Raw genomic sequence first — 14,715 nt, 5'->3', positions numbered from 1 at the left:
GCCCCGGCCGCGAGCGACGCCGGCTCGTCCCACCCGGGACGGGCCTCACAGCGCCGAGGCCACCGCCGCCCGGACCCCGGCCACCGGCCGCTCCCGCCCCGGATGCACCCGGTTCGTCAGCAGCACCAGCACGGTGCCGCTCCCGCTGTCCGCCACCACACTCGTCCCGGTGAAGCCGGTGTGGCCGTACGTACGGGGCGAGGCCAGCGCGCCCATGTACGCGGGCCGGTCCCGCTCCCAACCCGGCCACAGCGCCGCCCGCTCCGCGCTCAGCACCCGCACGCCCCCGTACCGGCCGCCGTTCAGCAGTACCTGGGCCAGCACGGCCACCTCCCGCGCCGTGCCGAACACCCCCGCGTGCCCGGCCACCCCGCCCAGCAGGAACGCCTTCTCGTCGTGCACCTCACCGCGCACCATCCCGCGCCCCGTCCACGGCTGGTACTCGGTGGCCGCACACCGCGCCACCCGCTCAGGGGCGGGCCGGAACCCGGTGTCCACCAGCCCCAGCGGCCCGGTGAACCAGCGCTCCAGCAGGACGTCCAGCGCGGCGCCCGCCGCCCGCTCCACCGCCACCCCGGCCGTGATCAGCCCGAGGTCGGAGTACCGCTCACCCTCCCCCGGCACATACACCGGCGGCTCCCCGAACACCGCCGCCAGCCGCAGCGCGCGCGTACCGTACGGGGCCAGGTCCAGGTCGGCCGCCATCCCACCGCGGTGCGCCAGCAGAAGACGCAACGTCACCCGCGCGTCCGTCACCTCCGGCACGTACCGGCCCACCGGCGCGTCCAGGTCCAGCAGCCCCTCGTCCGCCGCACGCGCCACCAGCAGCGCCGTGTACAGCTTCGTCAGCGACGCCAGATCGAACACCGTGTCCACGGTCATCGGCACGCTCCACCGGCCTTCGGCCGGGGGGACCCCCCTGCCCACCGGCAGCTCGACCGGCCCGTCGGGGCCCGCGCCCCAGCGCACCGCCCACCCGCCGGCCCCCTCGGCCAGCACCACGCCGTCCCGCACCGCCAGCACCACGAACCCGGGGCGGGCCAGGGCCCGTGCCACCGCCACCACCCCGGGCCGTGCCGACATCAGCTCTCCCGGTGCACCTTGGTGTTGGAGACCTGCGCGCGCGGCCGGAGCACCAGCAGGTCCACGTTCACGTGCGGCGGCCGGGTCACCGTCCACGCGATGGTGTCCGCCACGTCATCGGCGGTCAGCGGCTGCGCCACCCCCGCGTACACCTGGGCCGCCCGCTCCGCGTCGCCACCGAAGCGGTTCAGCGAGAACTCCTCGGTCGCCACCATTCCCGGCGCGATCTCGATCACCCGCACCGGTTCCCCGGCCAGCTCCAGACGCAGCGTCCCGGTCAGCGCGTGCGCCCCGTGCTTGGCCGCCACATAGCCGCCACCGCCCTCGTACGTGTCGAGCCCGGCCGTCGAGGACACCACCAGCACCGTGCCGGCCCCGCTCGCGACCAGCGCCGGCAGCAGCGCCTGCGTCATGTGCAGCACACCCAGCACATTGACCTCGTACATGGCGCGCCAGTCCGCCGGATCACCCAGCGCGACGCTGTCCATGCCGTACGCCCCGCCGGCGTTGTTGATGAGGACGTCCACCCGCTCCAGCGAGGCCGCGAACGCGTCCACCGCCGCCCGGTCGGTGACATCCAGCGGGTACGCCAGGGCCGGGTGCCCGGCCTGGGTCAACTCCCGCGCCAGCGCCTCGATCCGCTCGGCGCGGCGCGCCGTGAGCACCACCCGGTACCCGGCCGCCGCGAGCCGGCGCGCCGTGGCGGCGCCGATCCCGCTGCTCGCCCCGCTCACCACGGCGGTGGGTTCCTGTATGGCGGTGCTGCTCATGGCGCCTTCTCTCCTGCGTCGTTCCCCGTACCGGTGCTGCGGCCCTCAGCCTGCCAGCCGCCGGGCCGCCTCGGTGGCCCAGTAGGTGAGGATCACATCCGCGCCCGCCCGCTTGAACGCCATCAGGGTCTCGTCGATCGCGCGCTCCCGCTCGATCCAGCCCCGCTCGGCCGCCGCCTCGACCATCGCGTACTCACCGGAGATCTGGTACGCGGCCACCGGCACGTCCACCGCGTCCGCCACCCGGCGCACCACGTCCAGGTACGGCATGCCCGGCTTCACCATCACCAGGTCGGCGCCCTCGGCCAGGTCGAGCGCCAGCTCGCGCATCGACTCCCGCCCGTTCGCCGGGTCCTGCTGGTACGTCTTGCGGTCCCCGCGCAGCGAGGAGTTCACCGCCTCCCGGAACGGGCCGTAGAACGCGGAGGCGTACTTCGCGGTGTACGCCAGCAGCGACACGTCCTGGTGCCCGGCCGCGTCCAGCGCCGCCCGGATCACCCCGATCTGACCGTCCATCATCCCGGAGGGGCCGAGCATGTGGGCGCCGGCGTCCGCCTGCACCACCGCCATCTCGGCGTACCGGGCGAGCGTGGCGTCGTTGTCGACCCGGCCGTGCGCGTCCAGCACCCCGCAGTGGCCGTGGTCGGTGACCTCGTCCAGGCAGGTGTCCGCCATCACGACCAGCTCGTCGCCGACCTCGGCCCGCACCGCGCGCAGCGCCCGCTGCAGGATGCCGTCCGGGTCGGTGCCGGCCGAACCGACCGCGTCCTTGACCAGCGGCACCCCGAACAGCATGATCCCGCTCACCCCGGCCGCCACCGCGTCGGCGGCGGCCTTCCGCAGCGAGTCCAGGGTGTGCTGGACGACGCCCGGCATCGAGGAGATCGGCACCGGCTCCGCAATGCCCTCCCGCACGAACGCGGGCAGCACCAGATCGGCCGGACGCACCTGGTGCTCGGCCACCATCCGGCGCATCGCCGCGGTGGTCCGCAGCCGCCGGGGCCGCGCCGCCGGGAAGGACGGCCCGGCGGACGGCGCGGCAGGCGCGACCGGTGCAGAACCGTATCCGCTGCTCACTGGCTCACTCACGAGGTACGGGCCCTCCGACGCTGCGGACGCTTCTCGCTCGGCCGCTTCAGCACCTCGCCGGAGGCGACGGCCGCCGCCCGGCGCTCCTCGCCGTACTGGGCGAGCGCCTCGGCCAGCGCGTGCACCGACGGCTCGGGCGAGAGCACGTCCACCCGCAGCCCGTGCTCCTGCGCGGTCTTGGCCGTCGCCGGCCCGATACACGCGATCACCGTCACGTTGTGCGGCTTGCCGGCGATGCCGACCAGGTTCCGCACCGTGGACGACGAGGTGAACAGCACCGCGTCGAAGCCACCGCCCTTGATCGCCTCGCGGGTCTCGGCCGGCGGCGGCGAGGCACGCACCGTGCGGTACGCCGTCACGTCGTCCACCTCCCAGCCCATCTCGACCAGCCCCGCCACCAGCGTCTCGGTGGCGATGTCGGCGCGCGGCAGGAACACCCGGTCGATCGGGTCGAAGACCGGGTCGTAGGGGGGCCAGTCCTCCAGCAGCCCCGCCGCCGACTGCTCGCCGCTGGGCACCAGATCGGGCCGCACACCGAACTCGATCAGCGCCTGGGCGGTCTGCTCACCGACCGCCGCGACCTTGATCCCGGCGAACGCCCGTGCGTCCAGCCCGTACTCCTCGAACTTCTCCCGGATCGCCCGCACCGCGTTCACCGAGGTAAACGCGATCCACTCGTACCGCCCGGTCACCAGACCCTTGACGGCCCGGTCCATCTGCTGCGGGGTACGCGGCGGCTCCACCGCGATCGTCGGCACCTCGCTGGGCACCGCGCCGTACGAGCGCAACTGCTCCGACAGCGAGGCCGCCTGCTCCTTCGTACGCGGCACCAGCACCTTCCAGCCGAACAGCGGCTTGGACTCGAACCACGCCAGCTGATCGCGCGACTCCGGAGCCCCGCGCTCACCCACGACCGCTATCACCGGCCGGTCGCCCTCGGCCGAGGGCAGCACCTTCGCCGACTTCAGCGTGCGCTCCACCGTGCCCAGCGTCGCCGACCACGTGCGCTGCCGCGTCGTGGTGCCCGCGATCGTCACCGACACCGGGGTGTCCGGCTTGCGGCCCGAGGAGATCAGCCGCGCCGCCGTGCCGGCCACCGAATCCAGCACCGCCGACACCACCACCGTGGCGTCGGAGGTCCCGACCTCGGTCCAGCACCGCTCGTCGGCGGTCGCCGCGTCCACGAACCGCACATCGGCGCCGTCCGGGTCGCGCAGCGGCACCCCGGCGTACGCGGCCACGCCCACGGCGTGCGCGATACCGGGGACCACCTCGAAGGTGATGCCCTCGGCGGCCAGCGCGAGCATGTCGGCGGTGGCGTCCGCGTCCATCCCCGGATCACCGGCGACCGCACGGACCACCCGCTTGCCGCCGCGCGCGGCCCGCATGACAAGATCGGCGGCATCACTCGCCGCCGCGGTCGGTGCGCCCAGGGCGGCGTTCTGCAGCGGGGTGTCCGTGCCGGGCCGCAGATGTGTGCGCACCACGTCGTACGCGCGTGGATCGGCGACCAGGACATCGGCCCGCGCCAGCGCCTCCACGGCGCGCAGGGTCAGCAGGCCCGGATCACCCGGTCCGGCCCCGAGAAAGGTGACGTGCCCGTGGTACGGACCGGAGTGACCGGCCGGCTGGGCCGCCAGGATGCGTGCGGCGGTGGGGCTCACAGTGCTCGCTCCCCCATCAGACCGGCCGCGCCTTTGGCGAGCATCTCCCGGGCGAGTTCGGCACCCACACGCGCTGCGTGGGTCACCGCCTCGGCGGGCGACGCCGGTACGGGACCGGTGGTGGACAGCTGCACCAGCGTGGCGCCGTCGGTCGTGCCGACGACGCCGCGCAGGCGCATTTCGGTGACATCCCGCTCATCGCTCCGCAGGTCGGCCAGCGCACCCACAGGTGCGCTGCAACCGGCCTCCAGGGCGGCGAGCAGGCTTCGCTCGGCGGTGACGGCGACCCGGGTGAACGGGTCGTCCAGCTCCGCGAGCTGGGCGGCGAGCTCCGCGTTCGACGCGGCGCACTCGACCGCCAGTGCCCCCTGGCCGGGGGCGGGCAGGACTGTGTCGGGCGGCAGGAAGTCGGTGATCTCCGCTTCCCGCCCCAGCCGGTGCAACCCGGCGGAGGCGAGGACGACGGCATCGAGTTCGCCGCCGCTCACGTACCCGATCCGGGTGTCGACATTCCCCCGGATGGCGACCGTGTCCAACTCGCAACCCAGCGAGCGGGCCCACGCGTTCAGCTGCGCCATGCGGCGCGGCGAGCCGGTGCCGATCCGGGTGACGCCGTTCTCCACCACCAGCTGCTCGAAGGTCAGCCCGTCGCGGGCGACCAGCGCGTCCCGCGCGTCGGCCCGGACCGGCACGGCCGCCAGGGCCAGCTCGGCGGGCTGCGCGGTGGGCAGGTCCTTCAGCGAGTGCACCGCGAGGTCGATCTCGCCGGCCAGCAGCGCGTCGCGCAACGCCGAGACGAAGACCCCGGTGCCGCCGATGGTGGCCAGCGCCTCCCGGGAGACGTCGCCATAGGTGGTGATCTCCACCAGGTCGACCGGTCGCCCGGTGAGGGCACGGACCTGGTCCGCGATCATCCCGGACTGCGCCATGGCGAGGGCACTGCGCCGGGTGCCGAGCCGCAGGGCCCAGTGGGGGGTGGTCATGACCGCTCCTGTTCCGCGTTACTTCTGGTGCTGCCGCCACCGGCGGCCACCGCGTGCGGGTCGAGATCGAACAGCTCGCGCAGGGCGGCCGCGTAATCGGCACCGCCCGGCTCACCGGCCAGCTCCTTGACCCGCACGGTCGGCGCGTGCAGCAGCTTGTCGACGACGCGGCGCACCGCGTGGGTGACCTCCGCGCGTTCCTTCTCGCCCAGCCCCGGCAGCCGGCCGTGCAGCCGGGCCAGCTCGCTGGAGACCACGTCGGCCGCCATCGCGCGCAGGGCGACGACGGTGGGGGTGATGTAGGCGGCGCGCAGGGCGGCGCCGAAGTCGGCGACCTCCTGGGCGACGATGTCCCGCACGGCCTGCACGTCGGCGGCCATCGGGGCGTCGGCGGAGGCGGCGGCCAGCGACTCGATGTCGACCAGGCGCACCCCGGGCAGCCGGTGCACGGCCGCGTCGATGTCGCGCGGCATCGCCAGGTCGAGCAGCGCGGGCTCGCCCTGCCCGGCGTGCCGCTCGCCCAGCGCGCCGGCCACGGCGGAGGCGGACAGCACCAGGCCGGTGGCGCCGGTGCAGGAGATGACGAGGTCGGCGAGCTTCAGCTCGGCGGCGATGGAGATGGCGTTGATCGGTACGGCGCGGGCCCGGGGCCCGGCGGGCGCCGGGGTGTGGTCGCAGCCGTCGCCGACGGGGCACATCCGGCCGTGCTGCCCGCCCTGGGCGGGCACGGTGGCCCGGCCGGCGCCCCCGCCGTCACCGGCGGCGCCCTCGGAGGCCGTGCCGTGCGCGGCGCGGTCGGCTCCGGCGGCCGGGCCGCGCTCCGCGTCCAGCGAGGCGGCGAGCCGCTCCGCGCGCTCCAGCGTCCTGTTGGCGATCACCAGTTCGGCGACACCGGCGCGCGCCAGCGTCGTCGCGGCCAGCGACGACATCGACCCGGCACCGATCACCAGCGCGCGCAGCCCGCGCACCCACGACATGTCCGGCTGGGCGCCACCCGCGAGCGCCCGGTCCCGGTCGGGGCCGAGCTGCCCGAGGCCGAAGGTCACCAGCGACTGACCGGCCCGGTCGATGCCGGTCTCGCTGTGCGCGCGCTTGCCCACCCGCAGCGAACGCTGGAACAGCTCGTTCAGCATCCGCCCGGCGGTCTGCTCCTCCTGGGCGAGGGCCAGCGACTCCTTCAGCTGACCGAGGATCTGCCCCTCGCCGACCACCATCGAGTCGAGCCCGCAGGCCACGGTGAACAGATGGGTGACGGCCTCGTCCTCGTACCGCACGTACAGGTACGGGTCCAGCTCGTCGGGCCCGACACCGCCGTAGCGCGCCAGCATCCCGGACAGCTCCGCGACCCCGGCGTGGTACCGGTCCACGTCCGCGTACAGCTCGACCCGGTTGCAGGTCGACAGCAGCGCCGCCTCCAGCACCGGCTCGGCCGCCAGCAGATCGTGCAGCAGCTCGGCGCGTACGCCGGGCGCGATCGCGGCGCGTTCCAGCACGCTCACCGGGGCGCTGCGATGACTCACTCCCACCACGAGCAACGTCATGCCGGCATCACCGCCGGGATGTCCCCGTCGGGGCCCTGCCCCTTGGGCCGGTCCGCGCCGGCACCGCCGGCGCCCTCGGCGGGCGCGGCGGTACGGGCACCGCGCGGCCGTACGCCGCGCGAGATCTCGTCCGCGGCCTTGCGCTGCTCGTGGAAGGCGAGGATCTGCAGCTCTATCGACAGGTCCACCTTGCGCACGTCCACCCCCTCCGGCACCGAGAGCACCGTGGGGGAGAAGTTCAGGATCGAGGTGACCCCGGCGGCCACCAGCCGCTCGCACACCTGCTGGGCCGCGCCCGCCGGGGTGGTGATGACACCGATGGAGACACCGTTGGTGTGCACGATCGACTCGAGTTCGTCCACGTGCCGCACGCCGATGCCCGCGACCTGCTTGCCGGTCATCTTCGGGTCGGCGTCGATGAGCGCCGCGACCCGGAAGCCGCGGGAGGCGAAACCGCCGTAGTTGGCCAGCGCGGCGCCGAGGTTACCGATGCCGACGATGACCACGGGCCAGTCCTGGGTGAGCCCGAGTTCACGCGAGATCTGGTACACGAGATACTCGACGTCGTACCCCACGCCCCGGGTGCCGTAGCTGCCGAGGTAGGAGAAGTCCTTGCGCAGCTTCGCCGAGTTCACCCCGGCGGCGCCGGCCAGCTCCTCCGAGGAGACCGTCGGCACCGAGCGCTCGGACAGCGCGGTCAGCGCCCGCAGATACAACGGAAGCCGGGCGACAGTCGCCTCGGGGATTCCTCGGCTGCGCGTCGCCGGTCGGTGGTTTCGGCCAGTTGCCACGGTGCTCCTGCCGGTCGAGCCAAGCGGAGAGCGGTCGCGTACGGCGCACGCGCCGAGACCGCCCCGTCGCGCCCAGGCTATGCCTTTGTGAACGCGTGCACAAAGATGGTGTCCGCTTTGTCCGTCCAAAGTGACCGGTGCCACACGCATCAACAGGGACACCTGGTCACACTCCTCACGTATGTGCACCGGAACGGAAAAAACGACCCCGCATGCTAAACCAAACCGGGCTCAAGCTCCCAACGCGCTGCGCAGCCTCCCGGCGTCCACCCGCCAGAAATCGTGCTGCTCACCGTCCACCAGCACCACCGGGATCTGCTCCCAGTACAGCCGGTGCAGTTCCTCGTCCGCGGTGATGTCCCACTCCTCCCAGGCGGCCCCGGTCTCCTCGCACACCGCCGCCACCACCTCCCGGGCGGCATCGCACAGATGACAGCCGGGCTTCCCGATCAACGTGACGACGCGGTCCCGGGGCGACTTACGGGACGCACGGCGCAGCAGGGGTCTCATGCCGCCCATTGTGCCGTGCATGGCAATCCGGGCGACATGCCCGCGCAACCGGTACTCCGCGCGCGACTGGCTATCCTCGATCACATGGCAAGCTCGCCGCTGGACCAGCCCGCCGACCGCTCTGACCTCAGCACCGGTGATCGTGACGCCGGCCTGAGCGGCGATCCGGGCGGCGAGGACGGCGGCACCGCCGGGAGCCGTACGGGTCTGCTGGCCGACCTGGCCAGGGGCCGCTGGCGGTGGCCGGGCCGGGCCCCCACCCGGCGCAGCGAACTGGCCGGGCAGGCGTCGGCGGAGGCGGCCGGGGAGACCGTGGCCGAGCCGGAGTTCCCGGTGCCCGGCGATGTCAGGGCGGCGGCCTTCTTCGATCTCGACAACACGGTGATGCAGGGCGCGGCCCTCTTCCACTTCGGCCGCGGCCTGTACAAGCGCAAGTTCTTCAGCGGCCGGGATCTGGCGCGGTTCGCCTGGCAGCAGGCGTACTTCCGGATGGCGGGCTCGGAGAACGCCGGGCACATGCGGGACGCCCGCGACAGCGCGCTGTCCATCGTCAAGGGCCACAAGGTGGCCGAACTGATGGCGATGGGCGAGGAGATCTACGACGAGTACATGGCCGGGCGGATCTGGCGCGGCACCCAGGCGCTGGCCCAGGCCCATCTGGACGCCGGGCAGCGGGTGTGGCTGGTGACGGCGGCCCCGGTGGAGACGGCCACCATCATCGCCAGGCGGCTGGGCCTCACCGGGGCGCTGGGCACCGTCGCCGAGTCCGTGGACGGGATCTACACCGGCCGGCTGGTCGGCGAACCGCTGCACGGCCCGGCCAAGGCGATGGCGGTGCGGGCGCTGGCCGGACGCCAGGAGCTGGACCTGGAGCGCTGCGCGGCGTACAGCGATTCGGCGAATGACATCCCGATGTTGTCTCTTGTCGGTTATCCCTACGCGATCAATCCGGACAGCGCGTTGCGGGCGCACGCCCGCAAACAGGGCTGGCGGGTGCGCGACTACCGCACCGGCCGCAAGGCGGTGCGGATCGGGGTCCCGGCCGCCGCGGGCGCCGGAGCCGTGGCGGGCGGCGCCGTGGCGGCGGTCGCGCTGCGGCGGCGCCGGCGCTGAACCGCAGGCGCACCCCGGCGCGCCAGGGGCATTCCGGCCCTTTACCCCGTGCTCGCGGCGGACAGTCCCCCGACCGGCCATCGGTCACATTCGTTCATTCAGTGATCGGATCGGGACATTCGCCGATCAGCAAGCCCATGGCGTTGGGTAGCGCGCCGACAACAACACGTAACTGTTCAAACCTAATCGGCGATTTTCGCAACTACGCGTAGCACGCCAAGTACAAAGCGTTATTCTCCTCAGACGCATTCCGGTCCCCAGGCGTCTCCCCCCAGGCGTCGGCTGACGGACCCGCACCACTGAACGTGTCGGAAGCTCTGCCTCTGGGAGTCCCGTGTACCCACACGTCGGGGTTGACACCTCGGGCCTGGCCACGCTGCGCACGACGGTCTTCGGCCGGCTGCGCGTCTTCGTCCCCCCGCGTACGCCATGTCCGCCCTCTCCGCCGCACTTGTCCCCGCCGGCCCCGCCTATGTCCTCGCCGAAGGCACCGCCGGCACCACCTCCGCCTCACCGACCCCCGTCCCCGCCACCCCACCCGAGGCCGCCCGGGCCACCACCCCCGCGGCCTCCGCCCCCAGCACCGGCAGGCGCATCCCCAGGAACACCACCGCCCGCCGCCCCGCCGCCGACAGCGACAGCCGGCGCATGATGGACCTCGTCGAACGCGCCCAGGCCGGCGAGACCGAGGCATTCGGCGGCCTCTACGACCACTACTCCGACACCGTCTACCGGTACATCTACTACCGGGTCGGCGGCCGGGCCACCGCCGAGGACCTCACCAGCGAGACATTCCTGCGCGCCCTGCGCCGGATCGGCACGTTCACCTGGCAGGGCCGCGACTTCGGCGCCTGGCTGGTCACCATCGCCCGCAATCTCGTCGCCGACCACTTCAAGTCCAGCCGCTTCCGGCTGGAGATCACCACCGGCGAGATGCTCGACGCCAACGAGGTCGAGCGCAGCCCCGAGGACTCCGTCCTGGAGTCGCTGTCCAACACCGCGCTGCTGGAAGCGGTCCGCAAGCTCAACCCGCAGCAGCAGGAGTGCGTCACCCTGCGCTTCCTCCAGGGCCTCTCGGTCGCCGAGACCGCCCGGGTGATGGGCAAGAACGAAGGGGCCATCAAAACCCTGCAGTACCGCGCGGTGCGCACCCTGGCGCGGCTGCTGCCCGACGACGCGAGGTAGCGCCGCCGTTCCCGCGCACCGCCCCCGTACCGCCCGTACGCGTGCGGGCAGCGCGGCCTCATGACCGCCAAGCGTCACCAGTCAACGGCGAACAGTAACATTATCTTCCAGCCGTAACCCGAGTGCCCGTCCGCTCGTTGTCGAGTTCGCAGACTCCCTATGACCGGCCCCACCACCCAGCTATCACCCGAACGGGTGATAGCGGTGGCGACCGGCAACCATCCATCCGCATCGGGGAGTCGACCGTGCTGACGAGAGGAGGTGCCGCCCGTGATCGGATCCGTGCCAGCAAGCCGACGGGCCCAGGAGTTCGCCCGGGCCGTCGAGGAGCCCCGGCCGGACGAGGCGGCCGTGGCGGGCGGGCCCGAAGAGGCACCGCCGGCCGACGGGACCGAACAGGCAGCCCTGCTGTCCGTGACGGACCGGCTGACCGCCCTGCCCCGGCCCGAGCTGAGCGCCGAGACGAAAACCGCACAGCGTGCCCAGCTGATGGCCGCCATGGAATCCGCCTTCGCCGCCGCCCGCGGCGGCGAGGAGCAGATCCCCGAACAGCGCGCCGCGGCCAGAACCGGCCGCGGCGCCCACCGGGCCACCCCGCTGAGTGACGCCTTCAGCCGGCTGCGCCCCCGCAGCCGGCTCACCAAGGGCCTGGCCGCCGGCGGCCTGTCCATGGGCGTGGCCGCCGGCGCCTTCGGCGGCGCCGCCGTCGCCAGCACCAACGCCCTGCCCGGCGACACCCTCTACGGCCTCAAACGAGGCATGGAGGACCTGCGCCTGGACTTCACCGGCGGCGACACCGCACGCGCCCAGCTCTACCTCGACCACGCCTCCACCCGGCTGCACGAGGCCCACCGCCTCATGGACCGCGGCCGGGCCGGCGACCTCGACCACGAGCAGCTGCACGAGATCCGCACCACCCTCAGCAGCATGGCCGACGACGCCGCCACCGGACACCGGCTGCTCAGCCAGGCCCACGCGGCGGACGGCTCCCTGGACCCGCTCCAGACCCTGTCGTCCTTCGCCGAGGGCCACCGCGACACCTGGGACCTGCTGCGCGGCAAACTCCCCGCCCAGCTGTGGGACATCGGCGAGGAGGTCACCTCCGTCTTCGACGCCATGGACGACGAGATCGTCCCGCTGCGCACCCTGCTCCCCCAGGAGCCGGAGCACTCCGGCGCCGACCCCGGCGCCGGCGACCCGCAGCAGTCCGCCCCGTCCACCGCCGAGACGCCGCATACGCCCGACACGGACGCCACGGAGGCCCCCGGTGGCTCCGAGGACACCGAGGACCCCTCCAGCGGCCAGGAGAGCCCCTCCACGGCCGCCGAGGAGTACGAGGGATTGCTCGGCGGCACCGGGCTGCTCAACCCGCCCGCGCCGAGCACCGGCACGGACGAGGACGGCGGCTCGGGCGACGCCCCGCTCGGCCCCCTGCCGCAGCCGGACGTCACCATCCCGCCCCTGGTGCAGGACCTGCTCCCGGGCCTCGGGCTGAACGTGAAGAACGCCGAATAGCGACGGCGGACAACAGTCCGGGAAAGCAGCACGAAGTGGCCCGGTCGCGGGTGTCGACAAGACACCGCGACCGGGCCACTTCACGTATTCCGCGCCGGCCGTGTGACGGCCCCGCGCCGCGGAGCGGCGGCATGCGTCGGCCCTCCCATCCGTATGACGGGAGGGCCGGTTCAGCCGCGCTCGCTCACTTCTTGTTGCGGCGCTGCACGCGGGTGCGCTTCAGCAGCTTGCGGTGCTTCTTCTTCGCCATCCGCTTGCGCCGCTTCTTGATTACAGAGCCCACGACTTACCCTCGCTCACTTCGATGACTCGGTGCGGGGCGTCCGAGCCCACACGACCTACATGGGGGTCAGCCTACCGGTCACCGGGTGATACGGGTAAATCGAGTGCCTAGCGGGCCTTCTCCCGGCCCGCCATCAGGCGCTTTCCACCCCTACAAAGGATTCCCGCAGGTACTCGTGGACGGCCTGCTCGGGGACCCGGAAGGACCTTCCTACCCGGATCGCGGGCAGATGACCGGCGTGCACCAGGCGGTACACGGTCATCTTGGACACTCGCATCACCGCGGCGACCTCCGCCACGGTCAGGAACTTGGCTTCGCTCAGAAGCCTTTCACCAGCAGCCATGTCACACCTGACCTTCCGCACATGTCGGGCACCGGCTTCCCCTCCGGTGACTCCCTCTCGCAAGTGCGCTCCTCCCCAGATTAGGGGCGGGTGATGCGAGTGAGGAAGAGGTGCCTCAACCGGCCGTTTGCCACCAAGCTGACAGAGAAAGCCGATTGCGCCCATAGCGCATCAGGGGCTCTCGGGCGCAAGCCGGGGCCACATCCGTGCGGGCCGGCACCCCGCGCCCCGTGCCGCGGACCGCCGGGCCGTCCCCGGCCCCCGGTCGGCACAGCGCCCCGCGCCCCCGCCGCCGGCTCCCGCGCGCGCCCCCGGACACCGCCCGTGGCCTGCGGCCTTGGCCACCGCCGGAGGAAAGTACGGTCCACCCGGCGGGAAACTGGGGCAGTTGTGTGCGCCGGGGGCGTGCTGGGGCCCGGGTGAAGAAAACCCATGCGCCCGCCCGGCTCCCCCCGTGCCCCGGATCGCGCACGGGGCGCCGGCCGCCGTATCCGCAATGGGGTCGTTAAGTCGATACTTCCCGCCCGCACCGGGGGGAGGAGAACACCGCACCGGTACGCGCGCCACGGGATCAGGTGACGTAGTACGGACGGGGGTCGCCGTACAGCGCCCGCTCCTCAGGGCAGCAGGCCACGCTGGGGGAAGGCCGCCCGGCGGGTGGCGAGGACGGCCTGGTCCACCGGATCCGCCGGATCGTAACCCGCCTCCCAGTCCAGCCACTTGGGGGTCCGCCCGTCGGTCATGCGCCACGGGCCGCTCTCGCGGGTGAGCGCGTACACGGTCTGCCGCCAGCTTTCGGGTACGGGCGTGGCGGGGTCGACGGGCGCGTGGGCGGCGACGGCCGTCAGGTGCGCCCACAGACGGGGAACGACGTCCACGACCGCGTAGCCGCCCCCGCCGAGCGCCAGCCAGCGTCCGTCGGCGTACCGGTGCGCCCAGTCGTGCGCGGCCTCGATACCGGCCCGCTGGGCGTCCAGGCTGAGCAGGAGATGCGCCTGGAGGTCCTCGAAGTGGGTGTCGGCGCCGTGCTGGCTCACCAGGACCTGCGGCCGGAAGTCGGCCAGCAGCTCGGGCAGGACCGCGTGCACGGCCCGCAGCCAGCCGGCGTCGGAGGTACCGGCTGGCAGCGCCAGGTTGGCGGCGCTGCCGGGTGCCTTCTCCGGGTCGCCGGTCTCGTCGGGCCGGCCGGTGATGTGCGGGAAGAGCGTGCGCGGGTGTTCGTGCACGGAGAGGGTCAGCACGCGGGGGTCGTCCCAGAACGCCTCCTGGACGCCGTCGCCGTGGTGGGCGTCGAGGTCGACGTACGCGACGCGTTGCACGCCGAGTTCCAGCAGGCGGGCGATGGCCAGGGATGCGTCGTTGTACACGCAGAAGCCGGCCGCGGAGCCGGGCATGGCGTGGTGCAGCCCGCCGGAGAAGTTGACGGCGTGGGTGGCGGCTCCGCTGTGCAGGGCCTCGGCTCCGCCGACCGAGAGGCCGGAGATGAGCGCGGCGGCCTCGTGCATGCCGGCGAACGCCGGGTTGTCCTCGCTCTCCAGGCCGTGCCAGCGGTCGGTGTCGCGGGGGTCGGCGGAGGCCCGGCGTACGGCCTCGATGTAGTCGGGGCGGTGGATGAGCCGCAGGGTGGACTCCCCGGCCGGGCGGGCCCCGGCGAGCTCGATGTGCCGGGTGAGGCCGAGGTCCTCGACGAGCCGCATGGTGAGTTCAAGTCGCACGGGTTTCATGGGATGTTCGGGCCCGAAGTCATACCGGGTGACTCCGTCGTCCCACATCAACCGTGCTGCCGCCCCTGCGTTCATGGCTGCCACGGTAACCCACAACGCAAGTGAGCCCCACCGGTAACCC

14 protein-coding genes are annotated in these 14,715 nt (G+C 73.2%); 3 read left to right on the top strand and 11 right to left on the bottom strand.

The window, feature by feature from the left end; genetic code table 11:
* Positions 1-45: 45 nt before the first annotated feature.
* The 8 genes from SXIM_RS14880 to SXIM_RS14845 all read right to left on the bottom strand — a co-directional run bounded on the left by SXIM_RS14880 (position 46) and on the right by SXIM_RS14845 (position 8,431).
* Positions 46-1,083, bottom strand: a complete 1,038-nt coding sequence (locus tag SXIM_RS14880) for a serine hydrolase domain-containing protein (protein ID WP_046724334.1) — start codon at positions 1,081-1,083, stop codon at positions 46-48.
* On the bottom strand, positions 1,083-1,853 hold the full coding sequence (locus SXIM_RS14875; RefSeq protein ID WP_046724332.1) for an SDR family NAD(P)-dependent oxidoreductase: 771 nt from the start codon (positions 1,851-1,853) through the stop codon (positions 1,083-1,085). The genes SXIM_RS14880 and SXIM_RS14875 overlap by 1 nt, the downstream gene beginning before the upstream one ends.
* 45 nt (positions 1,854-1,898) lie before the next feature.
* A complete protein-coding gene (hemB, locus tag SXIM_RS14870; protein ID WP_078846926.1) occupies positions 1,899-2,930 on the bottom strand; it encodes a porphobilinogen synthase in 1,032 nt (343 codons plus the stop codon).
* 8 nt (positions 2,931-2,938) lie between these two features.
* Complete coding sequence (locus SXIM_RS14865; RefSeq protein ID WP_030730002.1) at positions 2,939-4,606, bottom strand: bifunctional uroporphyrinogen-III C-methyltransferase/uroporphyrinogen-III synthase; 1,668 nt, start codon at positions 4,604-4,606, stop codon at positions 2,939-2,941.
* Positions 4,603-5,589 (bottom strand): hydroxymethylbilane synthase, encoded by a 987-nt coding sequence (gene hemC / locus SXIM_RS14860; RefSeq protein ID WP_046724328.1) that lies wholly within the window; start codon positions 5,587-5,589, stop codon positions 4,603-4,605. Before hemC ends, SXIM_RS14865 begins: the two co-directional genes overlap by 4 nt.
* Entirely contained in the window at positions 5,586-7,130 is a 1,545-nt protein-coding gene (gene hemA, locus SXIM_RS14855; protein ID WP_030730008.1) for a glutamyl-tRNA reductase, read from the bottom strand. The genes hemC and hemA overlap by 4 nt, the downstream gene beginning before the upstream one ends.
* Positions 7,127-7,921 carry a redox-sensing transcriptional repressor Rex gene (locus SXIM_RS14850; RefSeq protein WP_030730017.1) on the bottom strand — a complete coding sequence of 265 codons (795 nt, stop codon included), beginning with the start codon at positions 7,919-7,921 and terminating at the stop codon, positions 7,127-7,129. The genes hemA and SXIM_RS14850 overlap by 4 nt, the downstream gene beginning before the upstream one ends.
* Positions 7,922-8,152: 231 nt before the next feature.
* Positions 8,153-8,431: a glutaredoxin family protein gene (locus SXIM_RS14845; protein WP_174864319.1), complete on the bottom strand. Its 279-nt coding sequence runs from the start codon at positions 8,429-8,431 to the stop codon at positions 8,153-8,155.
* Between the two features lie 84 nt (positions 8,432-8,515).
* Here SXIM_RS14845 and SXIM_RS14840 point away from each other — a divergent pair, with 84 nt between their 5' ends.
* From SXIM_RS14840 to SXIM_RS14830, 3 genes are all read left to right on the top strand, one after another.
* Positions 8,516-9,544 carry an HAD family hydrolase gene (locus SXIM_RS14840; RefSeq protein WP_078635326.1) on the top strand — a complete coding sequence of 343 codons (1,029 nt, stop codon included), beginning with the start codon at positions 8,516-8,518 and terminating at the stop codon, positions 9,542-9,544.
* 429 nt (positions 9,545-9,973) lie between these two features.
* Positions 9,974-10,729 (top strand): ECF subfamily RNA polymerase sigma factor, BldN family, encoded by a 756-nt coding sequence (locus tag SXIM_RS14835; protein WP_078846925.1) that lies wholly within the window; start codon positions 9,974-9,976, stop codon positions 10,727-10,729.
* 282 nt (positions 10,730-11,011) lie between these two features.
* Positions 11,012-12,244 (top strand): DUF5667 domain-containing protein, encoded by a 1,233-nt coding sequence (locus tag SXIM_RS14830; RefSeq protein ID WP_324604812.1) that lies wholly within the window; start codon positions 11,012-11,014, stop codon positions 12,242-12,244.
* A 184-nt stretch (positions 12,245-12,428) separates the two neighbouring features.
* Here SXIM_RS14830 and SXIM_RS14825 read toward each other — a convergent pair whose 3' ends face one another.
* From SXIM_RS14825 to SXIM_RS14815, 3 genes are all read right to left on the bottom strand, one after another.
* Positions 12,429-12,527: a 30S ribosomal protein bS22 gene (locus SXIM_RS14825; RefSeq protein WP_003948845.1), complete on the bottom strand. Its 99-nt coding sequence runs from the start codon at positions 12,525-12,527 to the stop codon at positions 12,429-12,431.
* Positions 12,528-12,660: 133 nt separating this feature from the next.
* Positions 12,661-12,870: a helix-turn-helix domain-containing protein gene (locus tag SXIM_RS14820; RefSeq protein ID WP_019431885.1), complete on the bottom strand. Its 210-nt coding sequence runs from the start codon at positions 12,868-12,870 to the stop codon at positions 12,661-12,663.
* Between the two features lie 617 nt (positions 12,871-13,487).
* Positions 13,488-14,642 carry an acetoin utilization protein AcuC gene (locus tag SXIM_RS14815; RefSeq protein WP_046724322.1) on the bottom strand — a complete coding sequence of 385 codons (1,155 nt, stop codon included), beginning with the start codon at positions 14,640-14,642 and terminating at the stop codon, positions 13,488-13,490.
* Positions 14,643-14,715: the final 73 nt, after the last annotated feature.

This window comes from Streptomyces xiamenensis, assembly GCF_000993785.3.
GTDB classification, from domain to species: Bacteria; Actinomycetota; Actinomycetes; order Streptomycetales; family Streptomycetaceae; genus Streptomyces; species Streptomyces xiamenensis.
The sequence above is the reverse complement of the archived record's forward strand: the minus strand, read 5'-3'. Positions and strand labels throughout refer to the sequence as shown.

Excerpts from the sequence above, each read along its gene's own strand:
- SXIM_RS14835 (WP_078846925.1), top strand. The coding sequence starts at position 9,974 with ATGTCCGCCCTCTCCGCCGCACTTGTCCCCGCCGGCCCCGCCTATGTC.
- SXIM_RS14840 (WP_078635326.1), top strand. The coding sequence starts at position 8,516 with ATGGCAAGCTCGCCGCTGGACCAGCCCGCCGACCGCTCTGACCTCAGC.
- SXIM_RS14815 (WP_046724322.1), bottom strand. The coding sequence starts at position 14,642 with ATGTGGGACGACGGAGTCACCCGGTATGACTTCGGGCCCGAACATCCC.
- hemC (WP_046724328.1), bottom strand. The coding sequence starts at position 5,589 with ATGACCACCCCCCACTGGGCCCTGCGGCTCGGCACCCGGCGCAGTGCC.
- SXIM_RS14880 (WP_046724334.1), bottom strand. The coding sequence starts at position 1,083 with ATGTCGGCACGGCCCGGGGTGGTGGCGGTGGCACGGGCCCTGGCCCGC.
- SXIM_RS14820 (WP_019431885.1), bottom strand. The coding sequence starts at position 12,870 with ATGGCTGCTGGTGAAAGGCTTCTGAGCGAAGCCAAGTTCCTGACCGTG.
- SXIM_RS14875 (WP_046724332.1), bottom strand. The coding sequence starts at position 1,853 with ATGAGCAGCACCGCCATACAGGAACCCACCGCCGTGGTGAGCGGGGCG.
- SXIM_RS14845 (WP_174864319.1), bottom strand. The coding sequence starts at position 8,431 with ATGAGACCCCTGCTGCGCCGTGCGTCCCGTAAGTCGCCCCGGGACCGC.
- hemA (WP_030730008.1), bottom strand. The coding sequence starts at position 7,130 with ATGACGTTGCTCGTGGTGGGAGTGAGTCATCGCAGCGCCCCGGTGAGC.